Here is a 19,967-nt window from a genome sequence, read left to right on the forward strand (position 1 = left end):
TTAATAATAAACTTAGGTTTCTCCAATTTAGAGGCTCGTGATGACAATCAGAAAAATAGCTATTATAGGTGGCGGTACTTCAGGTTGGTTAGCGGCGAACCACTTAGGCCGGGCGTTGAAGGGGCGTTCTGGGTTATCTATTTCAGTGATTGAATCTCCTGATATTCCTATTATTGGTGTCGGGGAAGGTACTGTGCCTTCGATTAAAAAATCATTACAGAGTTTTGGTATTAGTGAGTCAGAATTTATTCGAACATGCGATGTCACGTTTAAACAGTCTATTAAATTTGTGAACTGGTTAGATAAATCGCGTCACGGTAAGCATAATTTTTATCATCATCTATTCGATATCATTAATTTACACCAAGGTGACGCTGTATCGACGTGGTTGGCCGAACAAAGCGGACATTTTGCCGATTTTGTTTCCCCACAGCATTTAGCTTGCGAAGCGGCTAAAGCACCAAAGCTCATTACTACGCCAGAATATGCTGGTGTTTTAGGCTATGCCTATCACCTCAATGCAGCAAAGTTTGCCAAATTACTCGCTAAAAATGCCATTGAGAAATTTAATGTAGAGCATATTTTAACGACGGTACACGACGTGTGCTTAGGTGTAGATGGCGCTATCGAGTCATTGCAGACTGAGCAGGGGAATCTATCTTTTGATTTCTATATTGATTGCAGTGGCTTTGAATCTATTTTGTTAGCTAAGGCATTAAAAGTGCCATTTATCAGTAAAGCGCTGCAACTTTTTATTGATACGGCATTAGTTGCGCAAATTCCGACTCAGCCTGCTGATGTTATTCCTCCTTATACTAAAGCAACAGCACATCAAGCCGGGTGGATTTGGGATATTGCGCTTACCCAGCGCCGCGGTACAGGATTTGTATATTCATCAGCGCATATGAATCAAACTGAAGCTGAACAAAAGTTTGACCGTTATCTTGGTGGTAAACTTGCCGATATTCCCCATCGCAAAATCCCTATGACGGTAGGTTATCGTCAACAATTTTGGGTCAAAAACTGCGTTGCATTAGGGCTGGCACAGGGCTTTTTAGAACCCATAGAAGCGACTTCAATTTTATTAACGGACTTTTCTGCTCGATTTCTTGCTGAACGTTTCCCTGCTAATAAAGATGAGGTGGATTACTTATCAATGCGTTTTAATCGCACTGTTAACCACGCATGGGAAAGGGTCGTCGAATTTGCCAAATTGCATTATTGTTTGTCAGATAGAAATGACTCGGCATTTTGGCTTGATAATCAGCGTGAAGAGACAATTCCTGAGCCGTTAAAAGAGCGGCTTAACATGTGGAAGTCATTTAGCCCTATTGCAGAGGATTTCCCCTCAAAGTTTGAGGTGTTTAACTTAGATAATTACTTATATGTTCTTTATGGGATGAAATATCCGACTCAACCGCATGATAGAGGTTTAGTCGCAAAAGCTAATTTGAATGCTTATATGAGTAACATGTCTAATGTGAAGCGCCAAATGTTTGAGGGGTTACCAGAACATAGAGAATTGATTGATAAGATTTGTACTTATGGCTTGCAAGCTATCTAAGCGCTTTATTTTAATGTGTAAAAAGGAAAAATAAAATGAAAACACAATTTGTACCTTTAAATGACGCAAGTCATAAAAATTTAGCGATTGGGGATAAGGTTGATTACAGCCTTTTTGAGACTATGCATATGCTCCCTCTTCAGGTTCAAGAGTTTATGTCTGCTGCGACCAGTTTCCCTATCGTGTTTACAAAAAACGCTCAAACTGGTGAGTTCCTCTCCATTGCGATTACTGCACTTAAGCCTAATACTAATAAGTTGCTCAAAAACGGTCAGTGCTGAAGGATCCCCTCATAAATCAGCCATAGCATAGCCATATTTGAGCAACTGATTGGCGAATAATACCCAGGCCGCCAGCAATTCTTTCTCCGTGATTTGATAATCAGGCCGCCTGAGCACCTCCAATCCCAAGCGAATCGTTGAGAGTACCGTTCGATGCCCAATGGTATTGGCCTGAAAATGCTTATCCCAGCCCTGTTGCTGTGCGTGTAAACCAACTAGCCACAACAGGCATTGAACCATCAACGCTATCAGTAGGATGATGTCGAATCGCTCTGGACTGTTGGTACGACTTTGGCGTAAGCCAAAGCCGTATGCCGGGCTTTTGAGGTCACGAAAGGTTTCCTCTATTTGCATACGTTTGGCGTACAGGTTTACCAGCTGCTTTGGGCTCCGAGATTCTGGTGGTAAATTGCTGGCTAACACCCAAGGCTCTTTCGCCGATGTTGAGTACGTTTTTGCCGATGGATGGTGGCAATTAGTCCTCGTTGAACGCTGATTTGTACGCCCCTTAGGTTTGCTACGATAAAGCGTGAGATGGCAATTGATAGGGTTAGTTTTGGTCAAGGTCTTACAACCCAGGCTCTTCGCTTGACCGTTGGCCAAGTCATGTGTACTGCGAACTGCACGCCAATTTTCAGCGCCAATATCTGCAAATTGAACTGTACCGCGAATACGGCTTAGCCAAAACCAACCATGCGCCTCAACCTCTTTGTACCAAGGCACTTTGAACCCCGCGTCAGTCACGATGAGAGGGGTAACATGCAAAGGTAAAATCTTGGCTAAGTCCGCTAAAAAACCGTTGTGGGAGGCCTTAGAGCATTGTTCTGATAGGGGATAGGACTTCTCATACAGGGTAATAGAGCGGCCATTGAAGGCTATTGAGGCGCGCAGAGCCATGATGCGTTTATGCTCTCGGATGTCTGACCAATCGACGAGCACAATCGGCATAGGGTTACCAGAACAGATGAGGCTGGCATGCCATTGGTAGACAGCTAACCGTTCTTGATGCAGATGCGTGTTGCCGAGCAAACGATCAATGCGCTTGATGTTGTGCTTGGTTCGGGCCGTGGTTGGTAAATTTCGACCTAACTCAGTCAAGGTCAGTGTCTTACATTCAATCAGTGCCTTAGAGGCCAGCATCAAGCTGTTTAATCGTTTTAGGTGAAGTTCTGGGCAGTATTGGTGTAAAGAATGTTGTAGGATATTGGCTTCGCGCATCTTGTTGTCCAAGTGTAGTTTTTAGCGAAACCATTTGATCATGCAACAAGATGCGCTTCCACTCTAATTTGATGATTTATTTGTAAATCATCAGGGGATTCTTCAGCCCTGAACGTCTGTATGGAATCGACCTATCAGTTTGTCGATAAAGTGATTGATGAAATTGCCAAATTACACCAAGCCGCGGGTCAACTATTAACTCGATACCATATCGGCGCCGACGAAACCGCAGGAGCGTGGAAGCAATCTCCTGAGTGTTTATCCTTTGTAGCCAATAACGATAAAGGCGTGAAATCCATCGAGGATTTAGGCGCTTACTTTATTGAGCGGATATCGAATCAACTGGCGGAAAAAGGCATCGAAGCCGCAGGTTGGAGTGATGGCATGAGCCATGTTCGCCCAAGTTATATGCCAGCTAAAGTCCAATCTAATATTTGGGATGTGATCGCCTATAAAGGATATGAGCATGCCAATCAGCAAGTGAACAACGGTTGGGATGTGGTGCTCTCTAATCCTGAAGTGCTGTATTTTGATTTTCCCTACGAAGCCGATCCTAAAGAGCACGGCTATTACTGGGCAAGCCGTGCCACCAACGCGCACAAAGTGTTTAGCTTTATGCCTGATAACTTAGTGGCGAATGCAGAGCAGTGGACCGACTTGCAAAATCTGCCTTTTGAAGCCGACGATAGGGCAAGAATCGATGAGAAAGGCAAAAAATCTGGACCACGGGAGCAAGGTAAAAATTTTGCTGGTTTACAGGGGCAGTTGTGGAGTGAAACCATTCGCAGCAACGATACCGTTGAGTACATGATTTTCCCGCGTTTATTGATGCTGGCTGAGCGTGCTTGGCATCAAGCAGAGTGGGAAGTGCCTTACCAATATCAAGGTGCATTATATAACCAAAGCACTGGGCACTTTACTGCGGCAATGCGTGACGCGCAGGCACAATCTTGGCAGCAAATGGCCAACACATTAGGGCATAAGGAGTTTATTAAACTCGATAAGGCAGGTATCGATTACCGAGTGCCGACTATCGGCGCCGAGATCCGTGACGGTAAACTGTTTGCCAACGTGGCTTATCCAGGACTTAAGATTGAGTGGCGACAAGCGAGTGGGCAATGGCAATCCTATCAAGCAGGGCAGGCGGTAACTGCGCCTGTTGAGATCCGTGCTATTGCTGCTGATGGTATCCGCAAAGGCAGAAGCTTAATCGTTAATTAATCTGTTATGTATCTGGCTGTATTTTAAAAGAAAAATACAGCCTTTTTCTTTTTCACTTTCAGTCAATTCTTTCGCCTGACATTTGATTATAAATTGCTTCAAAAAGTAAATGACAACGCTGTCATTTTTGCTGTAACATTGAGTTAACTAAAGTTGAGTGTTGTATTAACGGCATAAGTATAAGCAACGGTAGCGCTGCATTAAGAGATGAAGAGGGATGTCATGGGGTTAGTCCAGACAAAAGATCAACAACTGTTTATCGGTGTTGATGGGGGCGGCAGTAAGTGCCGAGCCACTATCTATACTGCGGACGGTACCGTTTTAGGGACAGGTGTTGCTGGGCGCGCTAATCCGTTACATGGTCTTGCGCAAACATTTGAATCCATTGAAGCATCGACGCATCAAGCTCTGTTAGATGCCGGGATGAAAGCGACTGATAGCCATTTGCTGGTGGCGGGATTGGGCCTCGCGGGAGTCAATGTGCCGCGCCTGTATCAGGATATTGTTAACTGGCAGCATCCGTTTGCCGCCATGTATGTCACCACCGATCTGCATACCGCGTGCATTGGTGCACATTGTGGTGCGGATGGTGCGGTGATTATTACCGGCACGGGTTCTTGCGGTTATGCCCATGTTGGTGATGCTAGTTTGAGCATTGGCGGCCATGGTTTTGCGTTAGGTGATAAGGGCAGTGGTGCATGGCTAGGGCTCAAAGCTGCCGAGCATGTGCTACTCGCGCTCGATGGGTTTGCCACGCCGACCGCCTTAACTGAGATGTTGTTAAGCCATTTAGGGGTGAAAGATGCCTTGGGTATCGTTGAGCACCTCGCGGGCAAGTCTTCAAGTTGTTATGCGCAGTTTGCGAGAAACGTGCTCGATTGTGCTAACGCCGGGGATCAAGTTGCTATCGCGATAGTACAAGAAGGTGCTGATTATATTAGCGAAATGGCGCGAAAACTCTTTACGCTTAACCCTGTACGTTTCTCGATGATTGGTGGCTTAGCTGAACCTTTACAGGCATGGCTTGGTAGCGATGTGGTGGCAAAGATTTCTGAGACCTTAGCGCCGCCAGAATTGGGTGCTATGTACTACGCACAGCAGCAATTTAATTCAGCAACAGTTTAATAAACAAGTCGTTTTAGCACATGAGTACTAAAACTGAATAAGTATCAGATCTGAAGGTAAAAAACATGACAAACACTATTATGGAACAAGAAGCGCGTACCGCACCGCAGAAAATTGCGGGTCAGTTAGCTGCTAACGCCGATCTTATGCAGCAGTTAGGTGAAAAACTGCGTGCTTTTGATCCTCGTTTTGTGATGATCGTTGGCCGTGGTTCCTCGGATCATGCCGGCGTGTTTGCTAAGTATCTGTTTGAAATCGAAGTCGGTGTGCCAACGTTTGCCGCTGCACCATCGGTAGCCAGCGTTTATGGTAAAACCTTGAAGTTAGAAGGCGGATTAGTGATTGTAATTTCACAATCTGGCCGCAGCCCTGATATTTTAGCCCAAGCGCGTATGGCGAAAAACGCTGGCGCGTTTTGTGTGGCGTTAGTGAACGATGAAACTGCGCCAATTAAGGACATCGTCGATGTGGTGGTGCCATTACGTGCAGGCGAAGAAAAAGCCGTTGCTGCAACCAAGAGTTACCTCGCAACTCTGTCGGCGATTTTACAATTAGCTTCGGCATGGACGCAGAGCCAATCCCTTGCCGCAGCGGTAAGCTCTTTACCACAAGCGCTGCAAATGGCGGTTGATGCTGAGCCACAACTGACGCCTGAGTCAGTTGAAAACGTTAAAAACTTAGTCGTGTTAGGCCGTGGCTTAGGTTATGCGGTGTCTAAGGAAATTGCGCTTAAGTTAAAAGAAGTGTGCTCAATCCACGCTGAAGCCTTTAGTAGCGCAGAGTTTCTCCATGGTCCAGTGACCTTAGTTGAGAAAAAACTCACGATTGTGGATGTGTGTATTGGCGATGAGTCTTACGCTAGCCATATCGAACAGATTGAAAATGTGAGCCAACGTGGTGCCGATTTAGTCCATTTAAATCAAACATCGACGGATATTCACCCACGTGTAGCGCCGTTAGCTTTGTTGCAGCGTTTTTATATTGATGTTGCCGCAGTAGCGATTGCCCGTGGTATTGATCCAGACCAACCAGCAGGGCTGAAAAAAGTCACTCAAACGCTGTAGAAGATGGTCGTTGTCGCCGTGTTAATTTAAAAAAGAGGTTTGGGATGAAATTCACTTTAATTGCCGAGCAATTATTTGATGGCGAATCCTTCCATCAGGATGTGCCTGTCACCATTGAGGATGGCCTGATTGCAAGCTTTGATACCGCTCTTGGTGCTAAAGAAGTCCGCTATACAGGAACGCTGGTGCCAGGTTTTATCGATGTGCAAGTTAACGGCGGCGGCGGAGCATTATTCAATACTAGTCCTACAGTCGCTTGCATCGAGACCATAGGCAAGGCGCATGCGCGTTTTGGCACCACAGGTTTTTTACCCACGCTGATTACCGATAATGTGCAGGTGATGGCTAAGGCGGCCGATGCCGTTGCTCTTGCGGTTGCGCAAAAAAGTGCTGGTGTATTAGGGGTGCATTTCGAAGGTCCACATTTGTCTGTGCCTAAAAAAGGCGTTCATCCACAAGGCTTTATTCGTGAGATCACCGAAGCCGAACTGGCGATATTTTGTCGTCAGGATTTAGGTATCCGCGTTGTCACCTTAGCACCTGAAAACGTTTCTCCTGAGGTGATCCGCTTATTAGTCGAGTCAGGAGTTAAGGTCTGTTTAGGGCATTCCAACGCAGATTACGATACGGTTGTTGCGGCTTTAAAGGCTGGGGCGACAGGTTTTACCCATCTATATAATGCGATGTCGCCCTTAGGTTCCCGCGAGCCTGGTGTGGTGGGTGCGGCAATTGAGAGCGAAACGGCTTGGTGTGGTTTGATTGTCGATGGTCACCATGTGCATCCTGCTGCCGCTCGAATTGCCCTACGCGCTAAACCCCGTGGCAAGATGATGTTAGTGACTGATGCCATGCCACCTGTGGGTATGGATGATGAAACCAGTTTTGAGTTGTTTGGTACTCAGGTGCTGCGAGTCGGTGACCGATTAAATGCGGTCACCGGTGAGCTGGCCGGTTGTGTTTTAGACATGGCAAGTGCAGTCCGAAATACGGTGAATATGCTTGGCTTACCGCTAGGTGAAGCGTTGAGAATGGCGGCCTTGTATCCTGCCGAGTTCCTTGGCATTGCCGATAGTGTTGGTCGGTTAGCCGTAGGGCAGCGCGCCGATTTATTGCTGCTGGATAATCAGCATCAAGTGTTGGCCAACTATATTGCTGGAAATGCGGTTTATGTTCGCCCTTAGTGTGTTGAGTCCGTAAAGCGTTAACCTTGGCCCTTGTCAGATTTTGATGACAGGGGCTAAGTTTTTTTATTGTACAGTCTGCATTTTGCTCAACATCTCGAAAAATAATTTAAATAACAATAATAAAGGATAATGGTATGAGTACGACTGCGCCGGGATCTATCGCCAATACGGGCGTTAATGCTCAGGTGGCTGCCGCGAAAAAGAGTCAGTCAAAACCGCGGTTGATGTCCCTTGATGCCCTGCGTGGCTTTGATATGTTTTGGATTTTAGGTGGCGAAGCCCTATTTGGCGCCTTGCTTATGTTGACGGGCTGGGCGGGCTGGCAATGGGGTGATACCCAAATGCACCATAGTGAGTGGCATGGGTTTCGCTTCTATGATTTGATTTTTCCGCTGTTTATTTTCCTCTCCGGTGTTGCCCTTGGATTATCGCCAAAACGCTTAGATAAACTGCCGATGCATGAGCGTATGCCTGTGTATCGCCACGGGATTAAGCGGCTGTTTCTTCTTTTATTGCTTGGGATTCTTTATAACCATGGTTGGGGAACTGGGGCGCCTGCCGATCCTGAAAAAGTCCGTTATGCCAGCGTATTAGGTCGAATTGCCTTTGCGTGGTTTTTTGCCGCCTTGCTGGTGTGGCATACCAGTTTACGGACCCAAGTGTTGGTGGCCTTGGGCATATTAGTGGCCTATGGCGCGGTGCAGCTCTGGTTGCCGTTTCCTGGTGGGCAGGCTGGAGTGTTATCACCGACTGACTCTATCAATGCTTATGTGGATAGCCTATTGCTGCCGGGTGTGAGCTATCAAGGACGAACGCCCGATCCTGAAGGCCTGTTATCGACACTGCCCGCCGTAGTCAACGCCTTAGCGGGTGTATTTGTTGGCCACTTTATTGTGAAATCACATCCTAAAGGTGAGTGGGCTAAAGTCGGCTTATTGAGTGTTGCCGGTGGTGTTTGTTTAGACTTAGGTTGGTTGCTGGATGGGGTTATTCCCGTCAATAAAGAGCTGTGGACAAGCTCTTTTGTGTTGGTCACTTCAGGTTGGAGTATGCTGCTGTTAGCGCTGTTTTATGCCCTAGTGGATGTACTGAAATGGCAAAAGCTCGCCTTTGTGTTTGTGGTAATCGGTACTAACGCCATCATTATTTATCTAGCCTCCAGCCTAGTGGATTGGAAGTATATCGCCCAGAGTGTGTTCGGTGGCGTTATCGCGGCATTACCGGAAAATGCTCAGCCCTTAGCGGCCGTGATTGGTTTGCTCACCGTTCAATGGTTAGTGCTGTATTGGATGTATCGTCGCAATATTTTTGTGCGAATTTAATTTCTCATTATCTTGTGCTTTTATCAGGCCGCAGAGCGATATCTGCGGCTTTTTTATTTCATGTTTGATAGTTGCCATACGCATCTTTGGTTTTAAATCAGGATCTAGCTAAGCGTTTAGGGTTTATTGTGATGTTTAACGCGGTATTTTAGGATTAAATTGCAAATGACAGCGTTGTCTTTTTGTGTTGTTTGTTTTAACATCACTGAAACAATGGTGAGTTCGAATGATAACATTAGCCATTGCAGATGAGTTGCAATAGGGATGTGTGCAATACTCAGCGGATTTTTGTCCCGCAATCACCTTAAAATTAATTACTATAAGAAGCAGGTTTATGGAAATGACACTCGATAAAAGCCAGCAGAAAAGCAGTTTTATCCCCATGGCGATAGTGGCAGCCCTCTTTTTCATCCTCGGGTTTGCAACCTGGTTGAATGGTTCTTTAATGCCCCTATTTAAAACAAATTTTGCAACTCAATCCCTTCCAAGCTTCATTAATCCTGTTTTCTTTCTATATCGCGGTGACCTTTACTGCACTGCCCTCGGCGTGGCTTATCCGTAAAGTGGGCTACAAAAATGGGATGGCCTTGGGCATGGGCGTGATGATGCTCGCGGGTTTACTGTTTATTCCAGCGGCGAAGACCCAAGTCTTCGCCCTATTTTTATTTGCCCAATTAGTTATGGGGGCGGGGCAGACGTTACTGCAAACCGCAGTAAATCCTTATGTTGTTCGTCTTGGGCCTGAAGAGTCAGCGGCGGCGCGTGTTAGCGTGATGGGTATTTTGAACAAAGGTGCGGGGGTGATTGCACCGTTAGTGTTCTCAGCGTTGATTTTAGATAGTTTTAAAGACCGTATCGGCACAACATTAACGCAAGTACAAATTGATGAAATGGCCAATAGTTTGGTTTTTCCTTACTTAGGCATGGCGGTGTTTATCGGTGTTTTAGCCTTGGCGGTGAAAAAATCCCCATTACCAGAATTATCTAATGAAGATGAAGTCGCTGAGCATACAGATAAAAGCCAGATTAAAGCGGCGTTATCTCACCCTAACTTAGCATTTGGTGTGTTGGCATTGTTTGTGTACGTAGCGGTAGAGGTGATCGCTGGCGATACTATAGGTACCTTTGCGCTATCTTTAGGCGTTGAGCATTACGGGGTCATGACCTCATACACTATGGTTTGCATGGTGCTGGGTTATACGCTGGGGATTATCCTTATCCCTCGCATTATTTCTCAACCGACAGCGCTGATGATTTCCGCAATTTTAGGCATATTACTCACCTTAGGCATTCTGTTTGGGGATAACAATTCCTACGCTATTGCTAACACTTTGTTGGTGCCTTTTGGGGGCGTAGCTTTACCTGATACCTTGCTATTGATTGCTTTCTTAGGATTAGCCAATGCGATTGTATGGCCTGCCGTATGGCCTCTTGCTTTGTCGGGCATGGGCAAATTGACGAGTACGGGTTCAGCACTACTGATCATGGGGATTGCCGGCGGTGCCTTTGGTCCAGTGTCTTGGGGTTTAATGAGTTCGGCAACCGAAATGGGGCAGCAGGGCGGGTATATGGTGATGTTACCTTGTTATCTGTTTATTCTCTTCTATGCAGTCAAAGGCCATAAGATGCGCAGTTGGTCTTCAAATTAATAATACATTCATGACAAAAATAACTAAGCCCTCGAAAGAGGGCTTTTTAATGACTTTTGTACTAGGGTGTTTTGTCTAATGAGATAACCCTATTAGAAAGCGTAACTAACGCTCGCGAGGACGGTATCGTCGTTTTGGTATACACCGTCGGAGACTTTTTGATCGCCACTTAAATCTGTGCCAAGCCAAGCAAGTGAAAGGCCAAATCCCATTAATTCCGTGGAGACACCAACAGAATAGTCGGAGTAACTATCGAAGCCTTCACCATCATCTAATGCATCGCCAACGTTGTAGCCGTAATGCAGATCGAGATTCCAGTTTTCGACAAACTCATAGGAATAATTGACTTCACCGTAGTGGTAATCTAAATCAGTGCCACCGTAGTCATTGGTATACCAATAGGCTACGCGAAATCCGCTAAACTCGACGCCAGCCGTTACTTCGAAATAGCCAAGATCACTCTCGCCCGAATAGTTATAGCGGTTCAGTGTCACGTCGTAGCTGACGTTATCATTGATATCACCGCCGTAGGCAACATAGAAGTCATACTCAACATCTGGGCCATTATAACCAGGTTCATCAAAGTCGACGTTACTGGCCCAGGCGCCGACGGAAAATCCTGATTCAAAACTCCAGTCTATTCCACCTTGTACAGCGGGATCTCCAGCGGTTTGCGAGACACCGCGGAAGCGATAATCGTTAGTTAAGCTAATCTCACCAGACACTTCTGCACTGGCTATGCTGGAAAATAAGCTGGTAGTAAGCGCGAGTCCAGCAAGTTGTGCTAGCCGTTTTTTCTGTAGGTTGTTATTCACGGTATTTCTCCCATTTTCTTGATTGACACGGATGCACAAGCTTCTTTTATGTTTTAAAACAGGTCTGTACATCCGATAATTTGCCAAACAACAGCCAAGGAAACTCCGTTGCTGTGACCTCATGGCGGTAAAGCTAACTCACTTTAACTTTGTTCATTGAGGCAAAATGCACCTCTGTATTACTGTGAGTTTTGTTCGAAGATGACATACACCTTGCGACAGGGGGTGACGACTTGCCACACACCTTGAAATCCCGCTGGAATAATAAAGCGATCACCTACGCTAAAGGTTTGAGATTGTCCCTCAAGATCGGTGATCACACTGGTTCCTTCGAGAATTTCACAATACTCATATTCAGTGTAGTTGATTTTCCAAGCGCCTGATTCACTTTGCCAAATTCCACTATGGAATTGATTACAAGGGCTAGAATAATGATTTTGCAATTGCTGGGTGGGATTGCCTGCAATACGCTTTTCAGGGGCGACTTGATAGCTCTCCACTGGCGATTGTGCGCTGGCAAAGCGAATGATCGACGTGACGCTCACTGTCATAAATGGCTCCGGATTATTTCATGGTGGGCATAACAAACTCAGCTTGAGTCTGTTTGCCTACAGGCCAGCGAGCGGTAATGGCTTTGCGTTTGGTATAAAAACGAACACCATCAGGGCCATGCATATGCAAAGGTCCAAAGAGTGAGCGTTTCCAGCCGCCAAAGCTATGGAAAGCCATCGGTACGGGGATTGGCACGTTAACGCCGACCATACCCACTTGCACATGGTGACAAAAATGACGGGCAGCCTCACCGCTTTGGGTGAAAATGGCGGTGCCGTTGCCAAATTCATGTTGGTTGATAAGCGTAAGTGCAGTGGGATAATCGTTGACTCGAACAATAGATAGCACAGGGCCAAAGATTTCTTCGCGATAGATCCGCATATCCGGCGTGACATGGTCGAATAAACACGCCCCTAAGAAGTAACCTTGTTGATGATCGGCAACGGTTAATTGTCGGCCGTCTACCAGTAAGGTTGCTCCTTCCTGAACTCCAGTTTCTACATAGTCAGTGACTTTGGTTAAGTGTTGTTTGGAAATAAGGGGGCCCATTTCCATCTCTGGCGTGAGGCCATTGCCCACTTTTAATTGTTGGATTTGTGGTAATAACTTGTCGACCAGTTTATCGCCCACATCGCCCACAGCCAACACCACCGATATCGCCATACAACGCTCGCCTGCACTGCCGTATGCTGCGCCCATCAGTGCACTTACCGCTTGATCTAAATCCGCGTCTGGCATCAGCAGCATATGGTTTTTGGCACCGCCTAAGGCTTGTACTCGTTTACCGTGTGTGGATGCGGTGCTGTAGATATACTCAGCGATTGGAGTGGAACCAACAAAGCTTATGGCTTGCACATCTGGATGAGTGAGCAGGGTATCGACGGCCTCTTTGTCGCCATTGATCACGTTAAACACCCCATCAGGTAAGCCAGCTTGTTTGAGCAACTCGGCAATCCGCATCACTGAACTTGGATCTTTTTCTGAGGGTTTCATAATAAAGGTGTTGCCGCAGGCAATGGCGATTGGGAACATCCACATGGGAACCATCACGGGGAAGTTAAAGGGCGCTATGCCAGCGACAACACCTAAAGCTTGATTAACGGACCAGGAATCCACACCACCGCCAACCTGTTGCGTGTGTTCCCCTTTGAGCAAGTGTGGGATACCACAGGCAAATTCAACGACTTCGAGGCCGCGGATAAGCTCTCCTTTGGCATCATCGAGCACTTTGCCGTGCTCTAGGGTGATGAGCTGCGCCAGTTCATCCATATGTTGTTCGACTAACGCTTTGAATTTAAAAAGCACACGGGCGCGATTAAGGGGCGTTACCTGTGACCAAGCGTCAAAAGCCGTTTTGGCGCTGGCAATAGCGGCAGCGACTTCATCGCTGCTGGCGAGGGATACTTGACCTCGGCATTCGCCGGTGGCTGGTTCAAAAATATCTTGGCTTCTTGTACTCGCTGGAGTGTGTTGGCCATTCACATAGTGGGTAATCTTAAGCATAGCTAACCTTTATTTTCCCTAATTTCTGGGCGTGTGATTGAAAATTGTGCATCATCCAACGGCATGAATGGCATCGCTGAGACTATTTACCATTTGGTCAATTTGATGTTTATCAACAATGAGTGGTGGGGACATGGCGATAATATCGCCCGTTGCCCGCACGAGCGTGCCTTGATGAAAACAGCGCTCGAACACCCGATAACCGCGTTTGCCAACGCCTTCGTTATTAGGTGCAAGCTGGAAACCCGCAACTAATCCGGTGTTGCGAATATCAATCACATTGGGTAACCCTTTGAGGCTATGAACGGCATCCTCGAAATAACGCTCAAGTTCGAAGCTGCGTTCAAACAACTGCTCATTTTCGTAGATTGAGAGCGTGGCGAGTGCTGCGGCGGCAGCGACTGGATGGCCCGAATAGGTATAACCGTGGAAAAATTCAATCAGTTCGGTTGGCCCTTGCATGCAAGTATCGTGGATATAATCCTGCACAAACACGGCGCCCATGGGGATGGCGCCATTATTAATGGCTTTAGCTGTGGTGATTATGTCGGGGATAACGCCCCAACGTTGGCTGGCGAATGCGGCACCTACACGGCCAAATGCGGTAATAACTTCATCAAAAATCAATAGGATGCCGTATTTTTGGGTAATTTCGCGTAGGCGCTTTAAGTAACCTTGTGGTGGTAAAATCACCCCTGCCGAACCCGACATGGGTTCAACAATAACGGCAGCAATATTTTCGGCGCCATGGAGTGTGACTAATTGTTCTAATACCTCTGCTTTTTCAGCACCGAGGCTTGGTAAGCCACGACTAAAGGCGGAATGTTGAATGTCTAAGGTATGGGGGAGATGGTCCACCCCTTGTAAAAGCTGGCCGCTGAAGGCTTTGCGATTATTGCTTAAACCTCCCACGGAGATCCCACCAAATCCTACGCCATGGTAACCCATTTCTCGGCCAATAAAGCGGGTGCGTGACGCTTGGCCATTAGCTCTGTGGTAGCAAAGTGCCATTTTAAGGGCGGTATCTACCGACTCAGAGCCTGAGTTGGTAAAGAAGACCTTATTAAGTCCTTCTGGGCTGAGTTCGGTTAAACGCTCGGCCAGTTCAAAAGCGATGGGATGGCCCATTTGGAAGGAGGGGGCGTAATCCATTTCTCGAATTTGTTTGCTGACGGCCTCACTTATCTCACGTCGACCATGGCCCGCATTACAACACCATAACCCCGCGGTTGAGTCTAATACCTTGTTGCCATTGATATCGGTGTAATACATGCCTTCAGCTTTGGCGAGTAATCGAGGGCTCGCTTTAAATTGGCGATTGGCGGTAAAAGGCATCCAATAGTGTTCAAGTGAAGGATGCTCGTGGGCGAGATTGTTGGGTGAGTCGGCCATAGATGTTTACCTTGTCCTTTTCCTTGTTAAATGGGGTCAGGTCTTCGTTAAGGGTGGCTAATATTTGCTATGCTATGTTAGAAATAATGAACATGGAAGAGTGCTGTGCAGTTATTTGTGGCAAAAATGCTATTTTTGTAAAAAATATTGAATTTTGATGTCTTAAAAGCGTAATCTAGGCAGCAGTTACAGCCTTAGGTCATCTTTGGCAGTTGTTAGTCGAGATAGCCCTTATCCTAATAAAGATAAAATAAACGAATACAAACGATTAAGAGGTCATCATGAGTACACCTAAAACACGGAGCGATTGGGAAAACCTCGCTGCAAGCCTAACAATCAATGGCAAGGCTTTTATTAACGGCGAGTATCGGGATGCTACATCAGGCAAAACCTTTGATTGCATCAGTCCAATCGATGGTCGTTTATTAGCACAAGTTGCCAGTTGCGATTTGATGGACGCCAATATCGCCGTGGCTAATGCTCGTGAGGTTTTTGAGTCTGGGGTATGGTCAAAGGCTACGCCTGTTAAACGTAAACAAGTGATGATCCGCTTTGCCGAGTTATTGGAAGAAAATGCCAATGAACTCGCTCTGTTAGAAACGTTGGATATGGGTAAACCGATACGTTTTTCAAAGGCGGTAGATATTGCGGGCGCTGCCCGTGCCATTCGTTGGTCGGGGGAAGCCATTGATAAACTCTACGATGAGCTGGCGCCGACGGCACATAATGAAATCGGCATGATTACTCGCGAACCCGTGGGCGTGGTGGCAGCGATTGTGCCTTGGAATTTCCCGCTGCTAATGGCCTGTTGGAAGTTAGGCCCAGCACTCGTGACGGGGAACAGTGTTATCCTTAAACCCTCTGAAAAATCACCGCTCACCGCCATTCGTATTGCCGAACTTGCCGTTCAAGCTGGGATCCCTAAAGGTGTACTAAACGTGCTCCCCGGTTATGGCCATACCGTCGGCAAAGCACTGGCGCTGCATATGGACGTGGATACCTTAGTCTTTACTGGCTCAACAAAAATCGCTAAGCAATTAATGATTTATGCGGGCGAGTCGAATATGAAGCGGGTCTGGTTAGAGGCGGGTGGTAAAAGCCCGAACATCGTATTTAACGATGCGCCCGATCTTAAAGCAGCGGCTGTGGCTGCCGCTGAAGCCATTGCTTTTAACCAGGGTGAAGTTTGTACTGCGGGCTCACGCTTGCTGGTGGAAGCTGGTGTTAAAGATCAGCTGATTGCACTTATAGCAGAAGAGCTCGCCTCGTGGCAGCCTGGGCATCCACTGGATCCTGCTACCGTTAGCGGCGCAGTGGTCGATAAGCAGCAATTAGATACCATCTTAAGCTATATCAAGGCGGGCCAAGATGAGGGCGCGAGCTTAGTGCATGGTGGACAACAAGTGCTGGCCGAAACGGGCGGTGTGTATGTGCAGCCAACGGTATTTTCAAATGTGAAAAACCAAATGAAAATTGCCAGTGAGGAAATCTTTGGCCCTGTATTATCTGTCATTGAATTCAATGGTATGGAGGAGGCGATTGCGATCGCTAACGATACCATCTACGGCTTAGCGGCAGGTGTTTGGACAGCGGATATCAGTAAGGCGCATAAAACGGCTAAAGCATTGCGTAGTGGTATGGTGTGGATTAACCATTATGATGGCGGCGATATGACGGCACCTTTCGGTGGATATAAGCAATCGGGTAATGGCCGAGATAAATCTCTACACTCCTTTGATAAATACACTGAAATCAAGGCAACGTGGATAGTCCTATAAGTGGATAGTGCTATAACGCTTTAACGCATACTTGGGCCTCTTTCAATGTTATTGGAAGGGGCCTTTTATTGCCTTTTTTACTTCGATGTTTTGGATTTTCATTGGTTTGCTGTGCAGAATAACTGACATTTATAGCGATTTTATTAAAACCTTACACTCTAGATATCTAGGTTAAACCCATACACTGACTTCCTAACCTGACTTTATAAACTGTGATCTTAGCTTGTGACTTTTTATGTTAACACCATTAGAATAATCTGATTGAAATAAAACTAATGGAGTTTGTTATGGCTGAAAAAGTTGTTGAAGTCACCACACATATGGCAAGCGGTTGGAAGGTTACAGCGCAGGTGCGTGAGCATTTGCTGGTTATTGATCAACCCAGCGCTACCAATGAAGGAGCTAACCCTTTAGAGACCTTTTTATTCTCGCTTGGTGGCTGCATTTCTGCGATAGCTAAGATGGTTGCGCGTGAACGTAATATCACTATTCACCAGTTTGATGTGCATGTGAGAGCCGTGATGAATTCGGCGGGATTATTAGGCCAACCCTCGGACGATCCTGTTGGATTTAAAGAAATCGCCATCAATGCCAGCATAGACGCCGACTTAACCGATGCAGAAAAGAATGAGTTTTTAGATACTGTGTGTAATCGTTGTCCCGTCCATGACAATCTGCTGCGTCCAAGTCTGGTCACTCATCAAGTCCAGTGTTAACTCGATACTCATCTCGATTTTTTAGCGTCTTAAAAGCATAAACCCCAGTGTTCACTGGGGTTTATGTCAATCGTTATATGCTAATCGTGCTATTACGGGTTATTTTTCGGAAAGTTAGCTAATACTAACTCAGCCACTTTACGTAATTCATTGGGGCAAATGCCATTGGTTGCTTGTACGGCCATGCCTTGTAGCACTGTGCCAATGTATCGAGATAGCAGCAGTGGATCGGCATCTTCGGGGAGATCGCCCTCATCCTTTGCGCGTTGCAGGCGTTCGCATAATGCTTGCTCACCATCACGGCGACGGGTGATCAGGGTTTCTTTAATGGCTTGTCCAGCTTCACTACAGGCGAGAGCGCCTTGGACAATCAAGCAGCCATGGGGTTGGTTTTCATCTACTAAGGAGGATGCTGCGCCATAGAGCATGGACTCAACCACTTGATAGGCTGTTTCTTTTTCAAGCGAAGGATAGAAAAATGCACAGGGGCGCTGCTCGTATAACTCGATCGCTTTCAGAAACAGCTGCTCTTTGTTACCAAAGGCGGCATATAGGCTGGGTTTGTTGATGCCCATGGCCTGAGTGAGATCGGTTAACGATGTACCTTCAAAACCTTTACGCCAAAAGACTTCTAAGGCTTTGGCCAATGCATCGTCGGCATCGAAGGCTCGTGGGCGACCTACGCAGGGCGTCTGGGTGACGGTTGACATCATTAGGCTCCTCAATTCTCAATTGCCCCTAGGATAGACATGGGTTTAGCTCATGTCCAGCCACTCTTGCCTGCTGTCTGCGGGTTAGGTGCGTAACTCACCAAAATATATCGTCCATTCAAGCCCACATAGCACGTTCGCTGTGGCTAGGGCGTGTTGACGTTTCAGGGTTATTTTTGCAGCAATTTGGCTGGCTTTTATGCAAGGCAAAGTCCGTGCAGTGTAGTTATTCTACATAAACGGACGATAACGCAGCAGAAAAGCCAGCCAAATGCTGCCCGAAGGGTTCGTCTGGCAAGCCCTTGCTCTTTGTCACTCGTCATTTGAGTAGAATAACGACACATCATTCCTCGTTTCGCGAGCACGTGCTTGCCAGAACGAACAAAATCTAATCTCGAAACGTCAACACGCCCTAATAACCTCAAAGGCTTAACTACAAAGTTTCAAGCTGGCACAAAAATTAAATACCTATCGGTACAAAATAAGTTGACAGGGTCATTTTACACTATATATTACCGCTCAGTACATAATATTTTTTACCAGTCGGTATTTATTGGTATTGACCGAGTGTCCATCACTGATGTCTGTCTTAAACGAGATAAATGCCTGCCACATGAGGATTGTAAGATGAAAAGTAACCCACCTTTACGGATATTGATGTTGACTGCCGTGGCGGCGTTTGTCCTTTCGGCCTGTGGTAAACCAGCTGCACAGCAAAGCCCTGCTCAAGGTGCACTTAAGGTCGATGTTGCGCAGGTATTGCATGAGCGCGTTACCGAGTGGGATGAATTTACCGGCCGTTTGCAGGCGCCAGAAAGTGTGACCTTAGTGCCACGCGTGTCTGGTTATATCGCGTCGGTAAACTTTAAAGAAGGCGCCTTAGTGAAAAAAGGCGATGTGCTATTCCGTATCGATGCGAGTGTGTTCGAAGCGGAAGTGGCCCGGTTAAAAGCAGATCTTGCTAGCGCGATCTCTGCTGAGCAACTGGCCGCTAACGACTTAGAACGTGCCCGCAAACTCTTTGCCCAAAAGGCAGTATCGGCAGAATTACTCGATACCCGCGAGTCTAACAAACGTCAAACCACGGCGGCCGTAGCCTCTGTGAAAGCGGCGCTGCTGCGCGCCGAGTTGGACTTAGATTACACCCAAGTGCGCGCGCCGATTGATGGCCGAGCCTCCTACGCCAATGTCACCGCGGGTAACTATGTGTCTGCGGGGCAGAGTGTATTAACCAGCTTAGTGTCGACCGCCAGCATGTATGCCTACTTCGATGTGGATGAGCAAACCTACCTGAAATACGTCAAGTTAACCGCCGAGAAAAAGCGTAACGACCCTCGTGCTGGCGACAATCCCGTGTATATGGCGCTGGCCAACGAGCGCGAATATCAACACATAGGCCTAGTGGATTTTGTCGATAACTCGATGGATAGGCAGACGGGCACTATTCGAGTACGCGCCACTTTTAGCAATGAAGACAACAGCTTGCTCCCTGGTCTGTTCGCCAGATTACGTACCGCTGGTAGCGGTGCCTACGACGGCATCTTAATCGATGATAAAGCCGTGGGCACGGATCTGAACAACAAGTTCGTCTTAGTGGTGGCAAACGATGGCACAGTGGAGTACCGCGGCGTCACCTTGGGTGAAAAAGTTCAAGGTTTACGCATTATTAAGCAAGGTTTAGCGGCAAACGACAAGATCGTCGTCAATGGTATGCAAAGGGTTCGTCCTAAGATGCAAATTGAGCCACACCTGGTTGATATGGCCGATAGCGAGCAGCTAGATGCGCTTCGTCAAGCTCAATTACTACTTGATAAACATCAAGAAAATATCACTACCCCAGACGTTGAAGTAGCGAGCCGCGGTTAAGGAATCC

At 46.9% G+C, this 19,967-nt stretch carries 15 protein-coding genes and 2 pseudogenes; 11 read left to right on the top strand and 6 right to left on the bottom strand.

Features of this window, described 5'->3' with window-relative positions:
• The first annotated feature begins 40 nt into the window (after positions 1–40).
• Together FJD32_RS05750 and FJD32_RS05755 are read left to right on the top strand one after the other, a co-directional pair.
• Complete coding sequence (locus tag FJD32_RS05750) at positions 41–1,564, top strand: tryptophan halogenase family protein (RefSeq protein WP_140907772.1); 1,524 nt, start codon at positions 41–43, stop codon at positions 1,562–1,564.
• A gap of 35 nt (positions 1,565–1,599) precedes the next feature.
• Complete coding sequence (locus FJD32_RS05755; RefSeq protein WP_240199993.1) at positions 1,600–1,845, top strand: SapC family protein; 246 nt, start codon at positions 1,600–1,602, stop codon at positions 1,843–1,845.
• 9 nt (positions 1,846–1,854) lie between these two features.
• Here the strand turns inward: FJD32_RS05755 and FJD32_RS05760 are convergent, their stop codons facing one another.
• Positions 1,855–3,063, bottom strand: coding sequence for an IS4-like element IS10A family transposase (locus tag FJD32_RS05760; RefSeq protein ID WP_001206290.1), 1,209 nt, complete (start codon positions 3,061–3,063; stop codon positions 1,855–1,857).
• 108 nt (positions 3,064–3,171) lie between these two features.
• Between FJD32_RS05760 and FJD32_RS05765 the strand changes: the two are divergent.
• From FJD32_RS05765 to FJD32_RS05790, 6 genes and pseudogenes are all read left to right on the top strand, one after another.
• Positions 3,172–4,284 (top strand): annotated as a pseudogene (locus FJD32_RS05765) (family 20 glycosylhydrolase); the annotation flags it as partial.
• Between the two features lie 222 nt (positions 4,285–4,506).
• Positions 4,507–5,409 (top strand): BadF/BadG/BcrA/BcrD ATPase family protein, encoded by a 903-nt coding sequence (locus tag FJD32_RS05770; protein WP_055648322.1) that lies wholly within the window; start codon positions 4,507–4,509, stop codon positions 5,407–5,409.
• A 65-nt stretch (positions 5,410–5,474) separates the two neighbouring features.
• Positions 5,475–6,473 (top strand): SIS domain-containing protein, encoded by a 999-nt coding sequence (locus FJD32_RS05775; RefSeq protein ID WP_055648321.1) that lies wholly within the window; start codon positions 5,475–5,477, stop codon positions 6,471–6,473.
• A gap of 44 nt (positions 6,474–6,517) precedes the next feature.
• Complete coding sequence (gene nagA, locus FJD32_RS05780; protein ID WP_055648320.1) at positions 6,518–7,654, top strand: N-acetylglucosamine-6-phosphate deacetylase; 1,137 nt, start codon at positions 6,518–6,520, stop codon at positions 7,652–7,654.
• Positions 7,655–7,791: 137 nt separating this feature from the next.
• Positions 7,792–8,979 (top strand): DUF5009 domain-containing protein, encoded by a 1,188-nt coding sequence (locus FJD32_RS05785; RefSeq protein WP_140907384.1) that lies wholly within the window; start codon positions 7,792–7,794, stop codon positions 8,977–8,979.
• 340 nt (positions 8,980–9,319) lie between these two features.
• Positions 9,320–10,628 (top strand): annotated as a pseudogene (locus FJD32_RS05790) (sugar MFS transporter).
• A gap of 92 nt (positions 10,629–10,720) precedes the next feature.
• Here the strand turns inward: FJD32_RS05790 and FJD32_RS05795 are convergent.
• The 4 genes from FJD32_RS05795 to FJD32_RS05810 form a co-directional block, all read right to left on the bottom strand.
• Complete coding sequence (locus FJD32_RS05795) at positions 10,721–11,443, bottom strand: TorF family putative porin (protein WP_055648319.1); 723 nt, start codon at positions 11,441–11,443, stop codon at positions 10,721–10,723.
• Between the two features lie 179 nt (positions 11,444–11,622).
• A complete protein-coding gene (locus FJD32_RS05800) occupies positions 11,623–11,994 on the bottom strand; it encodes a cupin domain-containing protein (RefSeq protein ID WP_055648318.1) in 372 nt (123 codons plus the stop codon).
• 13 nt (positions 11,995–12,007) lie between these two features.
• The gene (locus FJD32_RS05805) at positions 12,008–13,498 is read right to left on the bottom strand and encodes a CoA-acylating methylmalonate-semialdehyde dehydrogenase (RefSeq protein ID WP_055648317.1); all 1,491 of its coding nucleotides are present in this window, start codon (positions 13,496–13,498) and stop codon (positions 12,008–12,010) included.
• A 51-nt stretch (positions 13,499–13,549) separates the two neighbouring features.
• The gene (locus tag FJD32_RS05810; protein ID WP_055648316.1) at positions 13,550–14,890 is read right to left on the bottom strand and encodes an aspartate aminotransferase family protein; all 1,341 of its coding nucleotides are present in this window, start codon (positions 14,888–14,890) and stop codon (positions 13,550–13,552) included.
• 281 nt (positions 14,891–15,171) lie between these two features.
• On the opposite strand from FJD32_RS05810, the gene FJD32_RS05815 reads away from it, so the two are divergent.
• On the top strand, positions 15,172–16,668 hold the full coding sequence (locus FJD32_RS05815; RefSeq protein ID WP_055648315.1) for an aldehyde dehydrogenase: 1,497 nt from the start codon (positions 15,172–15,174) through the stop codon (positions 16,666–16,668).
• Positions 16,669–16,955: 287 nt separating this feature from the next.
• Positions 16,956–17,384 carry an OsmC family protein gene (locus tag FJD32_RS05820; RefSeq protein ID WP_140907385.1) on the top strand — a complete coding sequence of 143 codons (429 nt, stop codon included), beginning with the start codon at positions 16,956–16,958 and terminating at the stop codon, positions 17,382–17,384.
• A 92-nt stretch (positions 17,385–17,476) separates the two neighbouring features.
• Here the strand turns inward: FJD32_RS05820 and FJD32_RS05825 are convergent, their stop codons facing one another.
• Positions 17,477–18,097 (bottom strand): TetR/AcrR family transcriptional regulator, encoded by a 621-nt coding sequence (locus FJD32_RS05825; RefSeq protein ID WP_140907386.1) that lies wholly within the window; start codon positions 18,095–18,097, stop codon positions 17,477–17,479.
• A gap of 624 nt (positions 18,098–18,721) precedes the next feature.
• On the opposite strand from FJD32_RS05825, the gene FJD32_RS05830 reads away from it, so the two are divergent.
• On the top strand, positions 18,722–19,960 hold the full coding sequence (locus tag FJD32_RS05830) for an efflux RND transporter periplasmic adaptor subunit (protein WP_140907387.1): 1,239 nt from the start codon (positions 18,722–18,724) through the stop codon (positions 19,958–19,960).
• The last annotated feature ends 7 nt before the right edge of the window (positions 19,961–19,967 follow it).

It is taken from the genome of Shewanella sp. LC6, from assembly GCF_006385735.2.
Classification (GTDB): Bacteria; Pseudomonadota; Gammaproteobacteria; order Enterobacterales; family Shewanellaceae; genus Shewanella; species Shewanella xiamenensis.